The organism is Streptomyces sp. 3211.6, assembly GCF_003634815.1.
GTDB lineage: Bacteria > Actinomycetota > Actinomycetes > Streptomycetales > Streptomycetaceae > Streptomyces > Streptomyces katrae_A.
Map to the genome: position 1 here is coordinate 5,777,889 of NZ_RBXC01000001.1, position 23,195 is coordinate 5,801,083.

Annotated in this window: 12 protein-coding genes, 1 tRNA gene and 2 rRNA genes; 11 read left to right on the top strand and 4 right to left on the bottom strand. The window is 69.5% G+C overall.

The features are described from left to right. The first annotated feature begins 158 nt into the window (after positions 1-158). The 3 genes from BX286_RS26810 (at position 159) to BX286_RS26820 (ending at position 3,545) form a co-directional block, all read left to right on the top strand. A 23S ribosomal RNA gene (locus tag BX286_RS26810) occupies positions 159-3,276 on the top strand. A 74-nt stretch (positions 3,277-3,350) separates the two neighbouring features. Next, positions 3,351-3,467: ribosomal RNA gene (gene rrf / locus BX286_RS26815) — 5S ribosomal RNA — on the top strand. Between the two features lie 5 nt (positions 3,468-3,472). Then, positions 3,473-3,545: transfer RNA gene (locus BX286_RS26820), tRNA-Thr, on the top strand. A 125-nt stretch (positions 3,546-3,670) separates the two neighbouring features. Here the strand turns inward: BX286_RS26820 and BX286_RS26825 are convergent. Then, a complete protein-coding gene (locus BX286_RS26825; protein ID WP_121016495.1) occupies positions 3,671-6,229 on the bottom strand; it encodes a SpoIIE family protein phosphatase in 2,559 nt (852 codons plus the stop codon). A 192-nt stretch (positions 6,230-6,421) separates the two neighbouring features. Here BX286_RS26825 and BX286_RS26830 point away from each other — a divergent pair, with 192 nt between their 5' ends. The 8 genes from BX286_RS26830 to BX286_RS26865 all read left to right on the top strand — a co-directional run bounded on the left by BX286_RS26830 (position 6,422) and on the right by BX286_RS26865 (position 20,212). Next, the gene (locus BX286_RS26830) at positions 6,422-11,926 is read left to right on the top strand and encodes a HAMP domain-containing protein (RefSeq protein ID WP_187344198.1); all 5,505 of its coding nucleotides are present in this window, start codon (positions 6,422-6,424) and stop codon (positions 11,924-11,926) included. A 235-nt stretch (positions 11,927-12,161) separates the two neighbouring features. Beyond that, a complete protein-coding gene (locus tag BX286_RS26835; protein ID WP_079430076.1) occupies positions 12,162-12,842 on the top strand; it encodes a two-component system response regulator in 681 nt (226 codons plus the stop codon). A gap of 136 nt (positions 12,843-12,978) precedes the next feature. Beyond that, positions 12,979-15,741: a DNA translocase FtsK gene (locus BX286_RS26840; protein ID WP_187344199.1), complete on the top strand. Its 2,763-nt coding sequence runs from the start codon at positions 12,979-12,981 to the stop codon at positions 15,739-15,741. A gap of 208 nt (positions 15,742-15,949) precedes the next feature. Further along, positions 15,950-16,852, top strand: a complete 903-nt coding sequence (locus BX286_RS26845; protein ID WP_100862747.1) for a helix-turn-helix domain-containing protein — start codon at positions 15,950-15,952, stop codon at positions 16,850-16,852. 145 nt (positions 16,853-16,997) lie between these two features. Continuing rightward, positions 16,998-18,512 carry a 30S ribosomal protein S12 methylthiotransferase RimO gene (rimO, locus tag BX286_RS26850; RefSeq protein WP_079430078.1) on the top strand — a complete coding sequence of 505 codons (1,515 nt, stop codon included), beginning with the start codon at positions 16,998-17,000 and terminating at the stop codon, positions 18,510-18,512. Next, on the top strand, positions 18,509-19,165 hold the full coding sequence (pgsA, locus tag BX286_RS26855) for a CDP-diacylglycerol--glycerol-3-phosphate 3-phosphatidyltransferase (RefSeq protein WP_079430079.1): 657 nt from the start codon (positions 18,509-18,511) through the stop codon (positions 19,163-19,165). The genes rimO and pgsA overlap by 4 nt, the downstream gene beginning before the upstream one ends. Before the next feature lie 38 nt (positions 19,166-19,203). Continuing rightward, positions 19,204-19,722 carry a CinA family protein gene (locus BX286_RS26860; RefSeq protein WP_079430080.1) on the top strand — a complete coding sequence of 173 codons (519 nt, stop codon included), beginning with the start codon at positions 19,204-19,206 and terminating at the stop codon, positions 19,720-19,722. Between the two features lie 109 nt (positions 19,723-19,831). Further along, positions 19,832-20,212, top strand: a complete 381-nt coding sequence (locus tag BX286_RS26865; RefSeq protein WP_007266936.1) for a helix-turn-helix domain-containing protein — start codon at positions 19,832-19,834, stop codon at positions 20,210-20,212. 475 nt (positions 20,213-20,687) lie between these two features. Here the strand turns inward: BX286_RS26865 and BX286_RS26875 are convergent, their stop codons facing one another. The 3 genes from BX286_RS26875 to BX286_RS26885 form a co-directional block, all read right to left on the bottom strand. Then, entirely contained in the window at positions 20,688-21,458 is a 771-nt protein-coding gene (locus BX286_RS26875) for an SDR family NAD(P)-dependent oxidoreductase (protein WP_187344200.1), read from the bottom strand. A 32-nt stretch (positions 21,459-21,490) separates the two neighbouring features. Further along, positions 21,491-22,303, bottom strand: a complete 813-nt coding sequence (locus tag BX286_RS26880; RefSeq protein ID WP_121016501.1) for an Fpg/Nei family DNA glycosylase — start codon at positions 22,301-22,303, stop codon at positions 21,491-21,493. Positions 22,304-22,412: 109 nt separating this feature from the next. Beyond that, positions 22,413-23,117: a hypothetical protein gene (locus BX286_RS26885; protein ID WP_079430083.1), complete on the bottom strand. Its 705-nt coding sequence runs from the start codon at positions 23,115-23,117 to the stop codon at positions 22,413-22,415. Positions 23,118-23,195 lie beyond the last annotated feature (78 nt).

Below are 23,195 nucleotides of genomic sequence, written 5' to 3' on the forward strand. Positions count from 1 at the left end.
AGTCACTGAAAGAGATCGTGCTTGGCACGTTGTTGGGTCCTGAAGGCACGGCCGTCTGGTCAGTCTTCAGTGCCGGCCCCGGTAAAGCTCTGTTTCGGCAGGGTGTGACGGGTGGCTGGTCGTTATTTGAGAACTACACAGTGGACGCGAGCATCTGTGGCCAAGTTTTTAAGGGCGCACGGTGGATGCCTTGGCACCAGGAACCGATGAAGGACGTGAGAGGCCGCGATAGGCCCCGGGGAGCTGCCAACTGAGCTTTGATCCGGGGGTGTCCGAATGGGGAAACCCGGCAGTCGTCATGGGCTGTCACCCATGCCTGAACACATAGGGCATGTGGAGGGAACGAGGGGAAGTGAAACATCTCAGTACCCTCAGGAAGAGAAAACAACCGTGATTCCGGGAGTAGTGGCGAGCGAAACCGGATGAGGCCAAACCGTATGCGTGTGATACCCGGCAGGGGTTGCGCATGCGGGGTTGTGGGAATGAGCTTTCACAGTCTGCCGGCTGTGAGGCGAGTCAGAAACCGTATGGATAGGCGAAGGACATGCGAAAGGTCCGGCGTAGAGGGTAAGACCCCCGTAGCTGAAATCTGTACGGCTTGCTTGCTCATCTCCCAAGTAGCACGGGGCCCGAGAAATCCCGTGTGAATCTGGCGGGACCACCCGCTAAGCCTAAATATTCCCTGGTGACCGATAGCGGATAGTACCGTGAGGGAATGGTGAAAAGTACCGCGGGAGCGGAGTGAAATAGTACCTGAAACCGTGTGCCTACAAGCCGTGGGAGCGTCGGACGTACTTGTACGTCTCGTGACTGCGTGCCTTTTGAAGAATGAGCCTGCGAGTTAGCGGTGTGTAGCGAGGTTAACCCGTGTGGGGAAGCCGTAGCGAAAGCGAGTCCGAATAGGGCGATTGAGTTGCACGCTCTAGACCCGAAGCGGAGTGATCTAGCCATGGGCAGGTTGAAGCGGAGGTAAGACTTCGTGGAGGACCGAACCCACCAGGGTTGAAAACCTGGGGGATGACCTGTGGTTAGGGGTGAAAGGCCAATCAAACTCCGTGATAGCTGGTTCTCCCCGAAATGCATTTAGGTGCAGCGTCGTGTGTTTCTTGCCGGAGGTAGAGCACTGGATAGGCGATGGGCCCTACCGGGTTACTGACCTTAGCCAAACTCCGAATGCCGGTAAGTGAGAGCACGGCAGTGAGACTGTGGGGGATAAGCTCCATGGTCGAGAGGGAAACAGCCCAGAGCATCGACTAAGGCCCCTAAGCGTACGCTAAGTGGGAAAGGATGTGGAGTCGCAGAGACAACCAGGAGGTTGGCTTAGAAGCAGCCACCCTTGAAAGAGTGCGTAATAGCTCACTGGTCAAGTGATTCCGCGCCGACAATGTAGCGGGGCTCAAGCGTACCGCCGAAGTCGTGTCATTGCAGCAATAGGGCCAACGCCTGCTGTGATGGGTAGGGGAGCGTCGTGTGCCGGGTGAAGCAGCAGCGGAAGCTAGTTGTGGACGGTTCACGAGTGAGAATGCAGGCATGAGTAGCGATACACACGTGAGAAACGTGTGCGCCGATTGACTAAGGGTTCCTGGGTCAAGCTGATCTGCCCAGGGTAAGTCGGGACCTAAGGCGAGGCCGACAGGCGTAGTCGATGGACAACCGGTTGATATTCCGGTACCCGCTTTGAAACGCCCAATATCGAATCCTCTGATGCTAAGGCCGTGAAGCCGTTCCGGACCCTTCGGGGAAAGGAAAGTGGTGGAGCCGCCGGCCCAAGGTGGTAGTAGGTAAGCGATGGGGTGACGCAGGAAGGTAGTCCAGCCCGGGCGGTGGTTGTCCCGGGGTAAGGGTGTAGGCCGAGGGGTAGGCAAATCCGTCCCTCATATAAGGCTGAGACCTGATGCCGAGCCGATTGTGGTGAAGTGGATGATCCTATGCTGTCGAGAAAAGCCTCTAGCGAGTTTCATGGCGGCCCGTACCCTAAACCGACTCAGGTGGTCAGGTAGAGAATACCGAGGCGTTCGGGTGAACTATGGTTAAGGAACTCGGCAAAATGCCCCCGTAACTTCGGGAGAAGGGGGGCCATTCCTGGTGATGAGACTTGCTCTCTGAGCTGGGGGTGGCCGCAGAGACCAGCGAGAAGCGACTGTTTACTAAAAACACAGGTCCGTGCGAAGCCGTAAGGCGATGTATACGGACTGACGCCTGCCCGGTGCTGGAACGTTAAGGGGACCGGTTAGTGACCTTTCGGGGTTGCGAAGCTGAGAACTTAAGCGCCAGTAAACGGCGGTGGTAACTATAACCATCCTAAGGTAGCGAAATTCCTTGTCGGGTAAGTTCCGACCTGCACGAATGGCGTAACGACTTCTCGACTGTCTCAACCATAGGCCCGGTGAAATTGCACTACGAGTAAAGATGCTCGTTTCGCGCAGCAGGACGGAAAGACCCCGGGACCTTTACTACAGTTTGATATTGGTGTTCGGTTCGGCTTGTGTAGGATAGGTGGGAGACTTTGAAGCAGCCACGCCAGTGGTTGTGGAGTCGCCGTTGAAATACCACTCTGGTCGTGCTGGATGTCTAACCTCGGTCCGTGATCCGGATCAGGGACAGTGTCTGATGGGTAGTTTAACTGGGGCGGTTGCCTCCCAAAGGGTAACGGAGGCGCCCAAAGGTTCCCTCAGCCTGGTTGGCAATCAGGTGTTGAGTGTAAGTGCACAAGGGAGCTTGACTGTGAGACCGACGGGTCGAGCAGGGACGAAAGTCGGGACTAGTGATCCGGCGGTGGCTTGTGGAAGCGCCGTCGCTCAACGGATAAAAGGTACCCCGGGGATAACAGGCTGATCTTCCCCAAGAGTCCATATCGACGGGATGGTTTGGCACCTCGATGTCGGCTCGTCGCATCCTGGGGCTGGAGTCGGTCCCAAGGGTTGGGCTGTTCGCCCATTAAAGCGGTACGCGAGCTGGGTTTAGAACGTCGTGAGACAGTTCGGTCCCTATCCGCTGTGCGCGTAGGAATATTGAGAAGGGCTGTCCCTAGTACGAGAGGACCGGGACGGACGAACCTCTGGTGTGCCAGTTGTCCTGCCAAGGGCATGGCTGGTTGGCTACGTTCGGGAGGGATAACCGCTGAAAGCATCTAAGCGGGAAGCCTGCTTCAAGATGAGTATTCCCACCTCCTTGAGAGGGTAAGGCTCCCAGTAGACGACTGGGTTGATAGGCCAGATGTGGAAGCCCGGTAACGGGTGGAGCTGACTGGTACTAATAGGCCGAGGGCTTGTCCTCAGTTGCTCGCGTCCACTGTGTTAGTTCTGAAGTAACGAACTCGCCTTGCCGGCTTGAGTTCAACTTCATAGTGTTTCGGTGGTCATAGCGTTAGGGAAACGCCCGGTTACATTCCGAACCCGGAAGCTAAGCCTTTCAGCGCCGATGGTACTGCAGGGGGGACCCTGTGGGAGAGTAGGACGCCGCCGAACAACCCGCCCTTTTAGCTCAGTCGGTAGAGCGTCTCCATGGTAAGGAGAAGGTCAACGGTTCGATTCCGTTAAAGGGCTCCGAAGTAAAAAGGCCCCCGCCATCAGGCGGGGGCCTTTTTGCGTTTCCGGGGTCCGTTCCGTACGGTCCGGCTCCGCCCCGGGCCGCTGGAAGGAGGAGAGCAGCCCGGGGCCGGAAGCGTTCGTCAGGTGCCTTCGCGCGGGTGGGGGACGCGGAAGGCCAGGATGGCCATGTCGTCCGAGGCGGGCTCCGCCGCGAAGCGTTCCACCGCGCGCAGGACGCGGGCGGCGACCGCGCCGGCCGTGAGGCCCGTACAGGTGGTCAGGACCTCGGCGAGGCCGTCGTCGCCCAGCATGCGCGAGCCCTCGCGGCGTTCGGTCACACCGTCCGTGACGCAGAGGAGGACGTCACCCGGGTCCAGGGCCAGGGTCTGTTCGTAGAGGTCCAGGTCGTCGATCACGCCCAGCAGCGGCTGCGGCTCCGCCGCCGTGGTGACCTCGCCGTCCGGGCGCAGGCGCAGCGGGAGCGGGTGGCCCGCGCAGACTACCTTCATCAGGGCGCCACCGTCCGGCTGCGGGTGCAGCTCCCCGTACAGGAGGGTCAGGAAGCGGCTGCGGGCGCCCTCGTCGAGGATGGCCGCGTTCAGCCGTTCCAGGACCGCCGGGCCGCCCAGGCCCTCGCGGGCCAGCAGGCGCAGGGCGTGGCGGGCCAGGCCGGTGACGGCGGCCGCCTCCGGGCCCGTACCGCAGACGTCGCCGATGGCGAAGCCGTACGCGCCGTCGCGGATCGGGAAGACGTCGTAGAAGTCGCCGCCCACCTCGTTGCCCTCGCCGGCCGCGCGGTAGATGACCTCCACCTCCATCCCGGGGATCGCGGGAGAGCCCGGGGGAAGGAGACTGCGCTGGAGGGAACGGCTGATCGCCGTGCGCTCCGAGTACAGGCGGGCGTTGTCCAGGGCCAGGGCCGCCCGGCGCGACAGGTCGTCGGCCAGTTCGAGGATCTCCTGGCGGAAGTGCTCCTCGCTGGGCCGGCCCAGGGTCAGCATGCCGATCACCCGGTTGCGGGCGAGGAGCGGCAGGACGACCGTCTCGCCGCCGACCGCGGCGGCCGTGGCCGGCCAGGGGCGGGCCCCGGCCTCACGGACCGGCTCCGGCGGGTCGACCCGGGACAGCAACTCCTTGAGGCCGTCGATGCGTTCCTCGTCCTCGTGCAGCACGTAGGCGAGGTAGGGGTCGGATGCCTGGTCGGCGATCGTGTAGACGGCGCACCAGGTGGCCAGCGTCGGGACCGTCATCTGGGCCATCAGGGCCAGGGTCTGGTCCCGGTCGAGGGTGCCGGCCAGCAGGTCGGAGGCCTCCACCAGGAAGGACAGGGAGCCGCGGCGCAGCCGTTCCAGCTCGCCCAGGCGCGCGGACTCCACGGCGAGGGCGATGCGGTCCGCGGCGAACTGGAGGCGCAGGGCCTCCTCGTTGGTGTAGCGGCCCGGGCCCTCGGCGGCCACGCCCAGGGAGCCGGTGAGGCGGCCCTCCACCTTCAGGGGGACGGTGACCACCGAGCGCATGCCGGTGGACTCCAGGAGTGGTACGGCCCCGGGGACGGCGGACAGGTCGTCGTGGACGGCGGGCAGCCGGGCGGAGCCGTAGCGGCTGGTGCCCGCCTCGACGGGGACGCGGGCGAAGCGCTGGCGGGTGGAGGGCAGGCCCGTGGTGGCGCGGACCTCCAGCTCGGTCTCGTCGTCGGTCGCGAGCAGCAGGAAGGCGGCGTCGGCGTCGAGCATGTCGCGGGCCCGCTCGACGGTGCGCTGGAGCAGGCCGTCCAGGTCGTCGGGGGCGGGGGAGCCGATGAACACCTCGAAGGGGTCCGCGGGGCGGGGCTCGGAGAGCTGGCCGTCGGAGGCGGGTGCCCGGACCGGGGTCTGGAGGAGGGCGCGCTCGTCGTCGTGGACGAGGAGGCAGACGATGGAGGGCTCGCCGTGGGCGTCGCGGACGCGCAGGTGGGAGGCGTAGACGGGGATGACGCGGCCGTCGGCGCCGCGGATGCCGTAGCTGCCCTCCCAGCGGGACAGCCGCAGTGCCTCGGCGATGCCCGTACCGGTGCCGGGGGTCTGCGGCCAGGCGGCGAGTTCCGCGAGGGGGCGGCCGAGGACCTTCTCGGCGGGGTAGCCGAAGACGTGCTCGGCGTCCTCGTTCCAGGCCGAGATGGTGTCGGCGGCGTCGACCTGGACGACGGCGACGCGGACCCGGCTGTCGGCTAGGGGCAGGAACTGGTCCGGGACGACCGGGCCCGCCGAGCGGGTACCGACCGGACGGTCCGGGAGGTCGAGGCGGAACCAGACGTGTTTGTGCGTGGCCGTGTACTCCACGCCCCAGCGGGTGGCGAGGGCGGCGCAGAGCATCAGGCCGCGGCCGCTCTCGCGGTCCGGGTCGGCGTAGGGCCGCTCGTCGGGGTGGCGCAGGGGGAGCTCGCGCTCGGGGTACCGGTCGGCGATCTCTACGCGTACGCCGTCCTCGGCGCGCAGGCACAGGACCTCGGCCTGGGTTCCGGCGTGGACGACGGCGTTGGTGACGAGCTCGCTGGTCAGCACCACCGCGTCGTCGACGATGTCCGCGAAGCCCCAGCCGTGGAGGGTGTCGCGGACGAACGCGCGGGCAGCGGCGACCGACCGCCCTTGCGGGGTGAAACTGGCAGCCGCCCGTGCCGTGATCACAAGTCTCCTTCGACGCGGTGGGACATCGGATGCCAGGTTACTTACCTTCTCGGTCCCCGTGAGGCGGTCGCACGGGATTCCACCCGCAGGGTGCGGACCATGTGCGAAGGTGCCGAAGTGTTATGGCCGGGTTCGGCCGGGGTGAAACACTGGGCAGGCTCGGAGAGCCGGCTCTTGGACAGCCGGGGATCCGGTGGAACAGCGGTCGACCCTTTCGGGAGGGACACGGTGGAGTCTGGCGCAGCGGTGCGGCGTACGGGAACGCGCCCCAAGGGGGGCAGGTCCCGGCGGAACGGGACGACGGAAGTCGATACCGCCGCACTGAACCGGCTGCTCACGGCCCTGGTGTCGATGCGGGACGGGAACTTCCGCAAGCGGCTGACGGTGTCCGGCGAGGGCGTGATGGCGGAGATCGCCGCCGTCTACAACGAGGTCGCCGACCGGAACCTGCACCTGACCGGGGAGCTGTCGCGGGTCCGGCGCATGGTGGGCCGCGAGGGCAAGCTGAGCGAGCGGCTGGAGACCGGGGCCTGTGAGGGGTCCTGGGCTGCGGCGATCGACGCCTCGAACCAGCTGGTGGACGATCTGGCCCGGCCGGTGTCCGAGGTGGGACGGGTGCTGTCGGCGGTGGCCGAGGGCGACCTGGACCAGCGGATGGACCTGCGGACGCAGGCCCCGGACGGGGCCGGGCACCCGTTGCGCGGGGAGTTCCTGAAGGTCGGCCGTACGGTCAACAACCTGGTCGACCAGCTGTCGGCGTTCACCGACGAGGTGACGCGGGTGGCGCTGGAGGTCGGTACCGAGGGCAAGCTGGGCGGGCAGGCCCAGGTGCGCGGAATGTCGGGTTCCTGGAAGGACCTGACCGATTCCGTCAACACCATGGCCTACCGGCTCACCGCTCAGGTGCGTGATATCGCGCTCGTCACGACGGCGGTGGCCAAGGGCGACCTGTCGCGCAAGGTCACGGTGCACGTGGCCGGCGAGATGCTCCAGCTGAAGAACACCGTGAACACGATGGTGGACCAGCTGTCCTCTTTCTCCTCGGAGGTGACGCGGGTCGCCCGCGAGGTGGGTACCGAGGGCGAGCTGGGCGGTCAGGCGAAGGTGCCCGGGGTCGCGGGCGTCTGGAAGGACCTGACCGACTCCGTCAACACGATGGCGGGCAACCTGACGGCCCAGGTGCGCGGGATCGCGCAGGTCACGACGGCCGTGGCCAACGGCGACCTGTCGCAGAAGGTCCGGGTCAGCGCGCGCGGCGAGGTCGCGCAGCTGGCCGAAACGATCAATCAGATGACGGAGACCCTGCGGACCTTCGCGGACGAGGTCACGCGCGTGGCCAGCGAGGTCGGCGCCAAGGGCCTGCTGGGCGGCCAGGCCCAGGTGCCGGGGGCCGCGGGTACCTGGAAGGACCTCACCGATTCGGTGAACACGGTCTTCCGCAACCTGACCACGCAGGTGCGGGACATCGCCCAGGTGACGACCGCGGTGGCCAACGGCGACCTGTCGCAGAAGGTCACGGTCGACGTGGCCGGCGAGATGCTGGAGCTGAAGAACACCGTCAACACGATGGTGGACCAGCTCCAGTCCTTCGGCTCGGAAGTGACGCGTGTGGCCCGTGAGGTCGGCGTGGAGGGTGAGCTGGGCGGTCAGGCCCAGGTGCCCGGGGCCGCCGGTACGTGGAAGGACCTCACCGACTCGGTGAACACCGCCTTCCGCAACCTCACCGGCCAGGTCCGCAATATCGCCCAGGTGACGACGGCGGTGGCGAACGGCGACCTGTCGCAGAAGGTCACCGTGGACGTGTCCGGCGAGATGCTCCAGCTGAAGAACACCGTGAACACGATGGTGGACCAGCTGTCCTCCTTCGCCGACCAGGTCACGCGGATGGCGCGGGACGTGGGTACGGAGGGCCGCCTCGGCGGCCAGGCCCGGGTCGAGGGGGTGTCCGGGACCTGGAAGGAGCTGACCGACTCCGTCAACTTCATGGCCGGGAACCTGACCTCCCAGGTGCGTCAGATCGCCCAGGTGACGACGGCGGTGGCGCGCGGTGACCTGTCGCAGAAGATCGACGTGGACGCGCGGGGCGAGATCCTGGAGCTGAAGAACACCATCAACACGATGGTCGACCAGCTCTCGGCCTTCGCGGAGCAGGTGACCCGGGTGGCCCGGGACGTGGGCACCGAGGGCCGCCTCGGCGGCCAGGCGCAGGTGCCCGGGGTGGCCGGCGTGTGGCGCGACCTGACGGACTCGGTGAACGGCATGGCGGGGAACCTGACCTCGCAGGTCCGCAACATCGCCCAGGTCGCGACGGCGGTGGCGCGCGGTGACCTGTCGCAGAAGATCGACGTGGACGCGCGGGGCGAGATCCTGGAGCTGAAGAACACCATCAACACGATGGTCGACCAGCTCTCGAACTTCGCGGAGCAGGTGACGAGGGTGGCCCGTGAGGTGGGCACCGAGGGCATCCTGGGCGGCCAGGCGGAGGTGAAGGGGGTCTCGGGCACCTGGAAGGACCTCACCCAGTCCGTCAACTTCATGGCGAACAACCTGACCTCGCAGGTCCGCAACATCGCCGAGGTGACCACGGCGGTCGCCATGGGCGACCTGTCCAAGAAGATCACCGTCGATGCCAAGGGCGAGATCCTCGAGCTGGTCACCACCGTGAACACGATGGTCGACCAGCTGTCCTCCTTCGCCGAGCAGGTGACGAGGGTGGCCCGCGAGGTGGGCACCGAGGGCATCCTCGGCGGCCAGGCCCGGGTGCGGGGGGTGACCGGCATCTGGAAGGACCTGTCGGACAACGTCAACACGATGGCGGGGAACCTGACGGCGCAGGTGCGCGGGATCGCCCAGGTCTCGGCGGCCGTCGCCAACGGCGACCTGACGAAGAAGGTCACCGTCGAGGCGCGCGGCGAGGTCGCCCAGCTCGCCGACACGGTGAACACGATGGTGAAGACCCTGTCCTCCTTCGCGGACGAGGTCACGCGCGTGGCCCGCGAGGTGGGTACGGAGGGCCGCCTGGGCGGTCAGGCGCACGTCCCGGGCGTCTCGGGCACCTGGAAGGACCTCACCGACTCGGTGAACTTCATGGCCTCCAACCTCACCGGTCAGGTGCGGCAGATCGCCATGGTCACGACCGCCATCGCCAAGGGCGACATGACCAAGAAGATCGACATCGACGCGCGCGGGGAGATCCTGGAGCTGAAGACGACCATCAACACGATGGTCGACCAGCTGTCCTCGTTCGCCGACCAGGTGACCCGGGTGGCCCGTGAGGTGGGTACGGAGGGGATCCTGGGCGGCCAGGCCCGGGTGCGCGACGTGGACGGCACCTGGCGGGACCTGACCGAGTCCGTGAACGAGATGGCCGGCAACCTGACCCGCCAGGTGCGGGCCATCGCGGCCGTGGCCACCGCGGTGACCCGCGGGGACCTGAGCCTGAAGGTCGACGTGGACGCGGCGGGCGAGATCCAGGCCCTCCAGGACAACATCAACACGATGATCGCGAACCTGCGCGACACCACCCTGGCCAACAAGGAGCAGGACTGGCTCAAGGGCAACCTCGCCCGGATCTCGGCCCTGATGCAGGGCCGCCGCGACCTGGACGACGTGGCCAAGCTGATCATGAGCGAGCTGACCCCGGTGGTCGCCGCGCAGCACGGCGCGTTCTTCCTCGCGGTGCCCACCGGCGGGAGTCCCGAGATCGGGACGGACGGCGGCACGGAGGGCTCGTACGAGCTGCGGATGCGCGGGAGCTACGCGTACGCGGGCACTCAGATGCCGATCTCCTTCCGCCCCGGAGAGGGGCTGATCGGGACGGTCGCGGAGGAGAAGCGGACGATCCTGGTGGAGAACACCCCGCCGGGCTACCTGAAGATCTCCTCGGGGCTCGGCGAGGCGCCGCCGGCGCACGTGATCGTGCTGCCGGTGCTCTTCGAGGGAAAGGTGCTCGGGGTCATCGAGCTGGCCGGCTTCCAGCCGTTCACGCAGATCCAGAAGGACTTCCTCAGCCAGATCGCCGAGATGATCGGGACGAGCGTCAACACCATCTCCGTGAACTCCAAGACGGAGATGCTGCTCAAGCAGTCCCAGGAGATGACCGAGCAGCTGCGCGAGCGCTCCGACGAGCTGGAGAACCGGCAGAAGGCGCTCCAGGCCGCGAACGCGGAGCTGGAGGAGAAGGCGGAGCTGCTGGCCCAGCAGAACCGGGACATCGAGGTGAAGAACACCGAGATCGAGGAGGCCCGGCAGGTCCTGGAGGAGCGTGCCGAACAGCTCGCGGTCTCGATGCGCTACAAGAGCGAGTTCCTCGCGAACATGTCGCACGAGCTGCGCACCCCGCTCAACTCGCTGCTGATCCTGGCGAAGCTGCTCGCGGACAACGCGGACGAGAACCTCTCGCCGAAGCAGGTGGAGTTCGCGGAGACCATCCACGGCGCGGGTTCGGACCTGCTCCAGCTGATCAACGACATCCTGGACCTGTCGAAGGTCGAGGCCGGGAAGATGGACGTCTCGCCGACGCGGATCGCGCTGGTCCAGCTCGTGGACTACGTGGAGGCCACCTTCCGCCCGCTGACCGCGGAGAAGGGCCTGGACTTCTCGGTCCGGGTCTCCCCGGAGCTGCCCGCGACCCTGCACACCGACGAGCAGCGGCTGCTCCAGGTGCTGCGCAACCTGCTGTCGAACGCGGTGAAGTTCACCGACAACGGGGCGGTGGAGCTGGTGATCCGGCCCGCCGGGGCGGACGTGCCGACGGCGATCCGCGAGCAGTTGCTGGAGGCCGGGTCGCTGCGCGACGCGGACGCGGACCTGATCGCGTTCTCGGTGACCGACACCGGGATCGGGATCGCGGCGAGCAAGATGCTGGTGATCTTCGAGGCGTTCAAGCAGGCGGACGGGACGACGAGCCGCAAGTACGGCGGCACGGGGCTCGGGCTGTCCATCAGCCGGGAGATCGCCCGGCTGCTGGGCGGGGAGATCCACGCGGCCAGCGAGCCCGGCCGCGGGTCGACCTTCACCCTGTACCTGCCGCTGCACCCGAGCGAGCTGCCCCCGCAGGGGTACGCGCCGCCCACGCCGGGCGGGGCGCGCAGCGAGTACCGCAGGGCGGCGGAGGAGGCCCTGCCGGTGCCGCAGCCGGCCCCGGTGGCCGCGCTGCCCGCGACCCCGAAGAACGCGGTCCCGGTGCGGCAGGCGCTGCCGGCGGCGGAGCCGGCCGGGCAGGGTTCCTCGGCGCTGTTCCGGCGGCGCCGCAAGCCGGCGGCCGGTCCGCTGCCGCGCACCGAGGTGCCGGGGCAGCCGGACGGGGTGGCGTGGGAGGAACAGGAAGCGGTGCCGGCGCCGCGCACGTACGGCTTCCACGGCGAGCGGGTGCTCATCGTGGACGACGACGTGCGCAACGTCTTCGCGCTGACGAGCGTGCTGGAACAGCACGGGCTGGCGGTGCTCTACGCCGAGAACGGCAGGGAGGGCATCGAGGTGCTGGAGCAGCACGACGACGTGGCGGTCGTGCTGATGGACATCATGATGCCGGAGATGGACGGGTACGCGACCACCTCGGCGATCCGGCGGATGCCGCAGTTCGAGGGGCTGCCGATCATCGCGCTGACGGCCAAGGCGATGAAGGGGGACCGGGAGAAGGCCATCGACTCCGGGGCTTCCGACTACGTCACCAAGCCGGTCGAACCCGACTACCTGCTGTCGGTCATGGAGCAGCACATGCGCGGAGAATGACCGGAGACCGGAGCGTGACGGGAGGGCGCAGGGGGAACCTTCTGCCCTCCCACCACGTTTCCGCTCTGTGCACAGTGACATCTTGGTGACAGGGTGTGGCGATCTCGGGACTGGGGCTACGATGACCGGCACAAGGACGGACGGCGCGAAGACGTCGTCTTCTGGGGCGGGCCCCGGCACACAGGCCGGCGCCCGGAGCCGGGGAGGCCCCATGCCGGGGCGAGGAGGACAGGGCATGGTGCAGAAGGCCAAGATCCTCCTGGTCGACGACAGGCCGGAGAATCTGCTGGCGCTGGAGGCCATCCTCTCCGCGCTCGATCAGACACTGGTCCGGGCGTCGTCGGGGGAGGAAGCGCTCAAAGCGCTGCTGACGGACGATTTCGCGGTCATCCTGCTGGATGTCCAGATGCCGGGCATGGACGGGTTCGAAACCGCCGCGCACATCAAGCGGCGCGAACGGACCCGGGACATCCCGATCATCTTCCTCACCGCGATCAACCACGGTCCGCACCACACCTTCCGCGGTTACGCGGCGGGCGCGGTGGACTACATCTCTAAGCCGTTCGACCCCTGGGTGCTGCGCGCCAAGGTGTCGGTCTTCGTCGAGCTCTACACCAAGAACTGCCAACTGCGGGAGCAGGCGGCCCTGCTGCGCCTCCAGCTGGAGGGCGGCGGTTCCAACGGCGACGGCAGCAAGGAGGCGGCCGGGCTGCTGGCGGAGCTCTCGGCGCGGCTCGCGGCGGTCGAGGAGCAGGCGGAGGCGCTGACCAAGCAGCTCGGCGAGGACTCCGCCGACGCCGCCGTGGTGGCGACCGCCGCGCATCTGGAGCGCAAGCTGACGGGGCTGCGCCGGGCGCTGGACGCGCTGGAGCCGGGAGCCGGCGGGGCCGCGCCGGTCGTGCCCGCTCAGGGCTGACGGGCCGCGCGCGGTACCTGGCTGGCGGGCCGTCAGGTCTGCCGGTGTGTCAAGAGGCGTACGGACGGGGCGACACGAACGGGTGAAGGGGTGGGCACGCGTGTCCACCGGCGCGCGCACCGGTAACCTCGGGCCCATGGCCTCAAGTACGTCCGGCAAGGGTTCCCAGAGCACCGCGGGCGCCGCGAAGGGCCGCTCCGGCCGTACGACGGCGCCGGCCAAGAAGACGGCCCCGGCGCGCAAGCCTCCCGCGAAGAAGGCCGCGGCGGCCGGGCGCGCCCCCGTGAAGAAGACCGCCGCCAAAGCGGCGCCGTCCCCGACCGGGGGCGTGGTGTGGCTGGTCCGCAGTTGCTGGCTGGGGCTGGCACACCTGGTCGGGAAGGCCTTCCGGGGCATCGGCCGGGGGGCCAGGAACCTCGATCCCGCGCACCGCAAGGACGGCGTGGCGCTGCTGCTGCTCGCGCTGGCGCTGATCGTCGCCGCTGGGACCTGGTCCAACCTGAGCGGGCCCGTCGGGGACCTGGTCACGATGCTGGTCACCGGGGCCTTCGGGCGGCTGGACCTGCTCGTGCCGATCCTGCTGGGGGTCATGGCGGTCCGTTTCATCCGCCACCCCGAGCAGAGCGACGCCAACGGGCGCATCGGCATCGGCCTGTCCGCCCTGGTCATCGGCGTGCTCGGGCTGGTGCACATCGCCTGCGGGGCCCCCGGGCGCGACGAGGGCACCACCGCCATGCAGAACGCGGGCGGGCTGATCGGCTGGGCCGCCTCCAAGCCGCTGATCTTCACCATGGGCGCACCGCTGGCCGTGCCCATGCTGGTGCTGCTCACCGTCTTCGGCCTGCTGGTGGTCACCGCCACCCCGGTCAACGCGATCCCGCAGCGGCTGCGGCGGCTGGGGATCCGGCTGGGGATCATCGCCCCGAACCCTTACGACGAGGCGTACGGGCAGCCCGGCGCCGGCCGCCCCGACCGGCACGACGCCGAGCAGTGGCGGGCCCGCGCCGCCGGCGCGGCCGGGCCGGGCGACCCCGCAGACGCCGCCGAGGAGGCGGCCCTGGCCAAGCGGCGCCGGCCCCGGCGGGCCGCCGTGCGGCCGGGGGAGCGGGAGATGGACGCCGTCGACGTGGCTGCGGCGGCGGCCGCCGCGCTGGACGGGGTGGTCTACGGAGGGCTGCCCCCGAACCCGCTGGTCGCCGACCTCACCCAGGGGATCACCCCGCAGCGGGACGGGGTGGAGATCACCGCCCCGGTGCCGCCCGCCCGCGAGGAGCGGACCTCCGCGCCGGCGGAGCCGGATCCGGCCGACGCCCCGCACGAGCGCACCGCCGCGGCCTCGGGGACCCTGTCGGTGCCGGACCTGACGAAGGCCCCGCCCGAGCCCCAGCCCCTGCCGCCCCGCGCCGAGCAGCTGCAGCTGCGCGGGGACATCACCTACTCCCTGCCCTCGCTGGACCTGCTGGAGAAGGGCGGCCCCGGCAAGACGCGCAGCGCGGCCAACGACTCGGTCGTGGCGGCGCTGACCAACGTGTTCACCGAGTTCAAGGTGGACGCGCAGGTCACCGGCTTCACCCGGGGTCCGACGGTCACCCGTTACGAGGTGACGCTCGGCGCCGCGGTGAAGGTCGAGCGGATCACGGCGCTGGCGAAGAACATCGCCTACGCCGTGGCCTCCCCGGACGTGCGGATCATCAGCCCGATCCCGGGCAAGTCGGCGGTCGGCATCGAGATCCCGAACACCGACCGGGAGATGGTCAACCTGGGCGACGTCCTGCGGCTGGCGGACGCCGCCGAGGACGACCACCCGATGCTGGTCGCGCTGGGCAAGGACGTCGAGGGCGGCTACGTCATGGCCAATCTCGCGAAGATGCCGCACGTGCTGGTCGCCGGAGCCACCGGCTCCGGCAAGTCCTCCTGCATCAACTGCCTGATCACCTCGATCATGGTCCGGGCCACGCCGGAGGACGTCCGGATGGTCCTGGTCGACCCCAAGCGGGTCGAGCTGACCGCCTACGAGGGCATCCCGCACCTGATCACGCCGATCATCACCAACCCCAAGCGGGCCGCCGAAGCCCTCCAGTGGGTGGTGCGCGAGATGGACCTGCGCTACGACGACCTGGCCGCCTTCGGGTACCGGCACATCGACGACTTCAACCAGGCGATCCGCGACGGCAAGATCAAACTGCCGCCGGGCAGTGAGCGGGAGCTCAGCCCGTACCCGTACCTGCTGGTGATCGTCGACGAGCTCGCGGACCTGATGATGGTGGCCCCGCGCGACGTAGAGGACTCCATCGTCCGCATCACCCAGCTGGCCCGCGCGGCCGGCATCCACCTGGTGCTCGCCACGCAGCGGCCCTCGGTGGACGTGGTGACCGGTCTGATCAAGGCGAACGTGCCCTCGCGGCTGGCCTTCGCCACCTCCTCCCTCGCCGACAGCCGGGTCATCCTGGACCAGCCCGGCGCCGAGAAGCTGATCGGCAAGGGTGACGGACTGTTCCTGCCGATGGGTGCGAACAAGCCGGTCCGCCTCCAGGGCGCCTTCGTCACCGAGGACGAGATCGCCGGGATCGTCCAGCACTGCAAGGACCAGATGGCCCCCGTCTTCCGGGACGACGTCACGGTCGGGCAGAAGCAGAAGAAGGAGATCGACGAGGAGATCGGCGACGACCTGGACCTGCTGTGCCAGGCGGCCGAGCTGGTGGTGTCCACCCAGTTCGGCTCCACCTCGATGCTCCAGCGCAAGCTGCGCGTGGGCTTCGCCAAGGCGGGGCGGCTGATGGACCTGATGGAGTCCCGCGGGGTCGTGGGCCCCAGCGAGGGCTCCAAGGCCCGCGACGTACTGGTCAAACCCGACGAACTGGACGGGGTGCTGGCCGTCATCCGGGGCGAGGCGCCCTAGAACGGGGATCCGCCCGCCTCACCCGGCCGGAGGGGGATCGGCGGGCAACCGTTTCCCTCTGGTCTGCGTCAAGTTGAGGGAGGCAGCGGCGGGCGGCGCCCTCGCCATACGGATGGCGTAGGAAGCGGACCCTCCGGTTGCCCCACCCTTTCGTCACCCCCCTAGACTGGACATCCAGCAGGTGGCTACACGCTCGAAAGGCGCCCTCGTGTCCATCGGCAACTCCAACTCCCCCGAAGAAGAGCGGCCTTCGACCGACGACCGGTCCGAGGACCGGCTCGTCGAACGTTCCGTCGAAGGACCGTCCATCGGGACGGCCCTCAAGAAGGCCCGGATCGCCGCCGGGCTCACAGTCGACGACGTCTCCTCCACCACGCGCGTGCGCATCCCGATCGTGCACGCGATCGAGGAGGACGACTTCACGCGGTGCGGCGGCGACGTGTACGCCCGCGGTCACATCCGCACGCTCGCCCGCGCCGTTCACCTCGACCCGGGCCCCCTGGTCGAGATGTACGACGCGGCCCACGGCGGACGGCCGGCACCCACCCCCGCCGCGCCCATGTTCGACGCCGAGCGGATCCGCCCCGAACGGCAGCGGCCCAACTGGACCGCCGCCATGGTCGCCGCCATCGTCGCCGTGATCGGCTTCGTCGGGTTCACCGCCTTCGGCGGCGGCGACGAGAAGGCCAAGCACCCGGTGGCGGAAGGTTCCGTCTCCCCGCAGGCGGCGCCCAAGCAGTCGGCGGGCAAGCAGCAGCCCCCCGCCCAGACCCCGCAGGCACCCCAGGCCCCCAAGCCGGAGCCCTCGGACAGTGCCATCGCGGCCGCGCCCAAGGACCTCGTCACGGTGGTCCTGACGGCCGACGTCGGCGAGAGCTGGATCTCGGCGAAGGACCACAGCGGCCGGCTGCTCTTCGACGGCACCCTCGCGCAGGGCGAGTCGAAGACCTTCACCGACAAGGAGTCCGTGGACCTCGTCCTGGGCGACGCGGGCGCCGTCAAGCTGTTCGTGAACGGCAAGGAGATCAAGGACCGGTTCGAGTCGGGTCAGGTCGAACGGCTCACCTACACCAAGAACGACCCCCGCCAGGGCCAGGCCCAGGCGGGCTGACCGGCCCCGATCGGCGACGACCGGCGCGGAACGAAAAATTCCAGATCCCCGGGACCCGTGCGGCACCTGCCGCCGGCTCCCGGGGATCTTGTCGTGGGGGGACACGGGGCGGGGGCCGGTGCCGGGACGAAGTAGTCTTGAGTCCATGCCCGAACGCCGTACCGTCGCCCTTGTCACTCTTGGCTGCGCCCGTAACGAGGTGGACTCGGAGGAGCTCGCAGGCCGCTTGGCGGCGGATGGCTGGGAGCTCGTCGAGGACGCCGCCGACGCGGACGTAGCCGTCGTCAACACCTGTGGCTTCGTCGAAGCCGCCAAGAAGGACTCCGTAGACGCCCTGCTGGAAGCCAACGATCTCAAGGATCACGGCAGGACCCAGGCCGTCGTCGCCGTCGGCTGTATGGCCGAGCGCTACGGCAAGGAACTCGCCGAAGCGCTCCCCGAGGCCGACGGGGTCCTCGGCTTCGACGACTACGCCGACATCTCCAGCCGCCTCCAGACCATCCTCAGCGGCGGCAACGTCGAGGCCCACGCCCCGCGCGACCGGCGCCAGCTGCTGCCGATCAGCCCGGCCGAGCGCCAGAGCGCCTCCGTGGCCCTGCCCGGACACGCCCAGGACGCCGCCGAGGCGCCCGCCGAGGCCCCCGCGGACCTGCCCGAGGGCGTCGCCCCCGCCTCCGGTCCGCGCGCCCCGCTGCGCCGCCGCCTGGACAAGAGCCCGGTCGCCTCGGTCAAGCTGGCCTCCGGCTGCGACCGCCGCTGCTCCTTCTGCGCCATCCCGTCCTTCCGCGGCTCCTTCATCTCCCGCCGCCCCTCCGACGTGCTGGGCGAGACGCGCTGGCTCGCCGAGCAGGGCGTCAAGGAGGTCATGCTGGTCTCCGAGAACAACACCTCGTACGGCAAGGACCTCGGCGACATCCGCCTGCTGGAGACCCTGCTGCCCGAGCTGGCCGCCGTCGACGGCATCGAGCGCGTCCGCGTCAGCTACCTCCAGCCCGCCGAGATGCGGCCGGGCCTGATCGACGTGCTCACCTCGACCCCCAAGGTCGCCCCGTACTTCGACCTGTCCTTCCAGCACTCGGCCCCCGACGTGCTGCGCGCCATGCGCCGCTTCGGTGACACCGACCGCTTCCTGGAGCTGCTGGACACCATCCGCTCCAAGGCACCGCAGGCCGGCGTCCGGTCCAACTTCATCGTCGGCTTCCCCGGCGAGACCGAGGAGGACTTCGCCGAGCTGGAGCGTTTCCTCACCCACGCCCGCCTCGACGCCATCGGCGTCTTCGGCTACTCCGACGAGGACGGCACCGAGGCCGCCACCTACGAGAACAAGCTCGACGAGGAGACCGTCGCCGAGCGCCTCGCCCACATGCAGCGGCTCGCCGAGGAGCTCACCTCCCAGCGTGCGGAAGAGCGGATCGGCGAGACCCTTGAGGTACTCGTCGAGACGGTCGTCCCGTTCGACGAGGCGGAGGAGGGCGAGGGCGCCTACGGGCGCGCCGCCCACCAGGCCCCCGAGACCGACGGCCAGGTCGTCTTCACCGACGGCACCGGCCTGGTCCCCGGGACCATCGTCACGGCGAAGGTGGTCGGCACGCTGGGCGTCGACCTGGTGGCCGAGCCGCTGGGCACGGAGTTCTCGGACATCGAGGAGGCGGCCGGATGAGCGGAGTCCCGGCATCAGCGGCGGGCGGGACCGGCCGCCGGCCCACGCCCGGCGCGAAGCTCGGGACTGCGGCCGTCAACCAGGCCAGCCTCTGGAACATCGCCAACATCCTGACGATGATCCGGCTCGTCCTGGTGCCGGGATTCGTCCTGCTGCTGCTCGCCGACGGGGGCTACGACCCCGTCTGGCGGGTCCTGGCGTGGGCGGCCTTCGCCATCGCCATGATCACCGACATCTTCGACGGGCACCTGGCCAGGACGTACAACCTGGTCACGGACTTCGGGAAGATCGCCGACCCCATCGCCGACAAGGCGATCATGGGGTCGGCGCTCGTGTGTCTCTCCTGGCTCGGCGACCTGCCCTGGTGGGTGACCGGAGTGATCCTCGGACGGGAGCTCGGGATCACGCTGATGCGGTTCTGGGTGATCCGCTACGGGGTGATCCCCGCCAGCCGCGGCGGCAAGCTCAAGACCCTCGCTCAGGGGACGGCGGTGGGCATGTACGTCCTCGCGCTGACCGGCCCGCTGGCGACCTTGCGCTTCTGGGTGATGGCGGTGGCCGTCGTGCTGACCGTGGTCACCGGTCTGGACTACGTCCGCCAGGCCGTGGTGCTGCGCCGGGCGGGACTGGCCGCGGAGCGGGCCGCGAAGTGACGAACGGGGCGGGGGAGGCATCTCGATCCGTGGGAGCGGTGGAAGGTGCTGCGGGAGTGGCCGAAGACGTGCTGCGCCTGCTTGCGGAGAGTGACCAGAGCCTCGCCGTGGCGGAGTCGCTGACCGGGGGGATGGTCGCCGCTGAGCTCACGGCGGTGCCGGGGGCCTCGCGCTCCTTCCGCGGGTCGGTCACGGCGTACGCCACTGAACTCAAGCACCGGGTCCTCGGAGTGGACGCCGCGCTGCTCGCCGCCGAAGGCGCGGTGAACGCACAGGTCGCGGCCGAGATGGCCAGCGGGGTACGGCGCGTGATGGGCGCCTCGTGGGGGATCGCGACGACCGGAGTGGCCGGTCCCGACCCCCAGGACGGGCAGCCGGTCGGCACCGTCTTCATCGCCGTGGCGGGTCCGGGGGGCAGGAAAACGGCCCGGCTGCGGTTGAACGGCTCCCGTACGGAAATCCGTAGGGAGAGTGCACGCACAGTGCTCGAACTGCTCTCGAGCGAACTCCGCGAGAATCTGCGGGGGCAGGATACGGAACAGAACGGGGGGATTTGATGTTTGCAGCCCTGAGTGAACACGACATCGCTCCCCGCACGGCCGCGGCGCGAGGCGGTACGGTGGGGCGTGAAGGTTACGGCTACACGGTCAGAGGAGGGAGCCACCGATGATTCTGCTCCGTCGCCTGCTGGGTGACGTGCTGCGTCGGCAGCGCCAGCGCCAGGGCCGTACTCTGCGCGAAGTCTCCTCGTCCGCCCGAGTTTCGCTCGGCTATCTCTCCGAGGTGGAGCGGGGGCAGAAGGAGGCATCCTCCGAGCTGCTCTCCGCGATCTGCGACGCGTTGGACGTACGGATGTCCGAGCTGATGCGCGAAGTCAGTGACGAGCTGTCGCTGGCCGAGCTCGCGCAGTCGGCAGCCGCAAGCGAACCGGTGCCGGCACCGGTGCGCCCGATGCTCAATTCGGTCTCCGTGGCCTCGGTCACGGGCGGACCCGAACGGGTGACCATCAAGGCACCTGTGGAAGCGGTGAACGTCGTAGCCGCTTGAGTACCGCGAGCTGGACACGTGAGTGTGGCGGGAGCCCCGGGTGGTGCGTGATGCACCGGCCGGGGCTCCCTGCCGTTCCCGGTCCCCTCGTGCCGGCGTGCGCCCGGCGTCCTGGGTGCGGGGGCCCGGGGTGTGGGGGAGGATGGGCGCGACCGGGAACCGGCCCTCTGGGAGGTGGCCGTGCGGCTGTTACTCCGCATACCTGTGGCTCTGCCCCTCGTGCTCGCCCTGCCCCTCGCGCTGGCGCTGGGCGTGCTGTGGTGGTGGGCCGTGCTGAGGCTGGCGGTGGTGCCGGCCGACGCGGGGCCCGTGGAGGGGGCGATAGCCATGGGCGGCTGGGGGCTGGGACTGCTGCCCGTGCACTGTGTACCGGGGCCCGTCCGCAGGGCCCGGGGCGGGGATCCGGGTTCGCCCGCGGGCGCGGCTGGAGGCGGCCCTCCGCCGGCCGGGGACGGTGCCGCGGGCCTGGCGGGGGCTACCAGGGCATCGACACCCCTCCGTTCGGCCGAAGGATCTGGCCCGTCATGAAGGACGAGGCGTCCGATGCCAGGTAGAGCACCGCGTGGGCGATGTCCTCGGGCTCGCCGACCCGGCGCAGCGGGGACATCCGGACCATGGCGGCCTCGGTCTGCTCCTGGGCCTCGGGGGTGTGGCGGGCGGTCATCGGGGTGCGGATCCATCCCGGGGCGACGGCGTTGACGCGGATGCCGTGGGGGCCGCTCTCGGTGGCGAGGGTCTTGGTGAGCTGCACCACGGCGGCCTTGGCGGCGCTGTAGCAGAGCAGGCCGGGCTGGGCGGCGTCCACGGCGCCGGAGGCCATCGTGACGACCGATCCGGGGCGTCCGGCGGCGATCATGGCCCTGACGGCCTCCTGGCAGGTGCGCAGGACCCCCTTGAAGTTGATGTCCATGACCCGGTCGAGGTCCTCGTCGGTGGTGTCCAGGACGCTGCTGGTGTGCATGACCCCGGCGATGGCGGCGGCGATGTCGAGGGGCCCGGCCGCGGCGACGGCGGCCCGCAGGGCGGCGCGGTCGGTGACGTCGAGGGGGTGGGCGGTGGCGGTGCCGCCGGCCTTGGTGATCAGGGCGGTGGTCTCGGCCAGTCCCTGTCCGTCGCGGTCCGCGCAGTGGACGGCCGCGCCCGCCCCGGCGAGCAGGAGGGCGGTGGCCCGGCCTATGCCGGCGGCGGCTCCGGTGACGAGGGCGGTGCGGCCGGTGAGCTCGTACGCGGTGATGGGTGTGGGCATGCCAGGACGGTACGAGCGTATCTGACGGTGCGTCAATTGGTCGGGGCGTCCGGGGCGGGGCCGGACTGGCAGCGGGGGCACCAGTAGGTGGGGCGGCCGTCCTGCGGGGCCTCGCGCACGGGGGTGCCGCAGCGCAGGCACGGGCGGTGGGCGCGGCCGTAGACGAACAGCTCCCGGCCGGGGCGGTGGCTGCCGGTGGTGTTGCGGGGGCCGCCGTGGCCGGTGTTCGCGGCGAGGAGGCGCTGGGCGGCGGCCGCGATGCGGACGGCGGTCACCTCGGGGTCGGGCAGCCCGCCGACCGGCGTCCAGGGGGTGACGGCGGCCAGGAAGCAGAGCTCGGACTTGTAGATGTTGCCGATGCCCGCCAGGTTCCGCTGGTCGAGCAGGGCCTCGCCGAGGGGGCGGGCGGGGGCCGCGAGGAGGTTGGCCGCGGCCCGGTCCGGATCCCAGTCGGGTCCGAGGAGGTCGGGGCCCAGGTGGCCCACGGCCAGGTCCTCGTCGGCGGTCCGCAGCAGTTCGAGGACGGGGAGGCGGTAGCCGACGGCGGTGGTGTCCGCGGCGGCCAGGACGGCCCGGATCTCGTAGGAGGGGCCGCCCCGCCACTTCTCGGCGGGGCCGAAGACGTACCAGGCACCGTCCATGCCGAGGTGGCTGTGGAGGGTGAGGCCCCCTTCGAGGCGAGTCAGGAGGTGCTTGCCGCGCGGGGTGACGTCCAGGGTGGTGCGGCCGGCGAGGTCGGCGGTGGCGAAGCGGGGGACGCGCAGGTCGGCGTGGGTGAGGGGTTTGCCCGCGAGGGCGGCGTGCAGGCGGGCCGCGACGCGGTGGACGCTGTCTCCTTCGGGCATGGGGCCATTGTCGCGCCGCCGGGGCGGGGGAACGCGGAACCCCCCGGGCGGGGTGCCGCCGCAGGGGGTTCGCGCGATCAGGCGGTGCGGGGCCCGGTGGGGCCGCCCGTCACTTCCAGGTGAGGCCCTTCTGGGCCGGCTTGTTCAGGTTGTTGTACGGGTCGCCCCAGTACTCGGCGCCGGTGACCTTGGTGCCGGTCGGCGCGAGCGCGATGGCGCAGGAGGCCTGGCTCTTGCCGTTGGTGAAGCCGGACGGCAGCGACTCGCTCGGGCACTTCTCGAACTTGCCGACGATCAGCAGGGTGTCGGCCTCGGCGCCGCCGTCGAGCAGACCCTTCATGTGGCCCACGGAGGCGAAGGACAGGTCCGTCGTGCCGGTGTTCTTGGCCGTGTAGTGGATGTAGAAGGGGGTCTTGCCCTTCACCTTGTCGGCGACGTTCAGGGACGCCAGGTCGGCCGGGTTGCCCGCCTCGATGCTGGTGACCGTGAGGGCGAGCTGGCCGCTCTTGTTGCCGGAGGTGAACGGGACGGTCGCCGCCTGGCCGATCTTGAAGGACTGGCCGGACGTGGCCACCGCGCCGCCGCCGGCGGCGGGGGCGCCGGAGGCGCCGTCGTAGCCGCCCGCGGCCGGGGAGCTCGGGGCTCCGGCCGGCGGGGTGGCGTAGCCGCCGGGCTGGGACGCCTGGGCGGACGGGGAGGCCGGAGCCGCGGGGACCTCTTCGTTGCCGTCCTTGCAGCCCGTCAGGACCAGGGTTCCGGCCACGGCGAGGCCGGCCGCGGCCAGGGTGGTCTTGCGCATGCTGTTGGAGCTCACTCTTCTTTTCCCCCATGACTGTGCACCGCCCATGCGGTGCCTGTGATCACCTTTGATAAGCCATGGATAAGCGCCAGG

What these genes read in the sequence shown, in the direction of transcription:
- BX286_RS26835 (WP_079430076.1), top strand. Translation starts at nt 12,162, where the DNA reads ATGGTGCAGAAGGCCAAGATCCTCCTGGTCGACGACAGGCCGGAGAAT.
- BX286_RS26840 (WP_187344199.1), top strand. Translation starts at nt 12,979, where the DNA reads ATGGCCTCAAGTACGTCCGGCAAGGGTTCCCAGAGCACCGCGGGCGCC.
- rimO (WP_079430078.1), top strand. Translation starts at nt 16,998, where the DNA reads ATGCCCGAACGCCGTACCGTCGCCCTTGTCACTCTTGGCTGCGCCCGT.
- pgsA (WP_079430079.1), top strand. Translation starts at nt 18,509, where the DNA reads ATGAGCGGAGTCCCGGCATCAGCGGCGGGCGGGACCGGCCGCCGGCCC.
- BX286_RS26865 (WP_007266936.1), top strand. Translation starts at nt 19,832, where the DNA reads ATGATTCTGCTCCGTCGCCTGCTGGGTGACGTGCTGCGTCGGCAGCGC.
- BX286_RS26875 (WP_187344200.1), bottom strand. Translation starts at nt 21,458, where the DNA reads ATGCCCACACCCATCACCGCGTACGAGCTCACCGGCCGCACCGCCCTC.
- BX286_RS26880 (WP_121016501.1), bottom strand. Translation starts at nt 22,303, where the DNA reads ATGCCCGAAGGAGACAGCGTCCACCGCGTCGCGGCCCGCCTGCACGCC.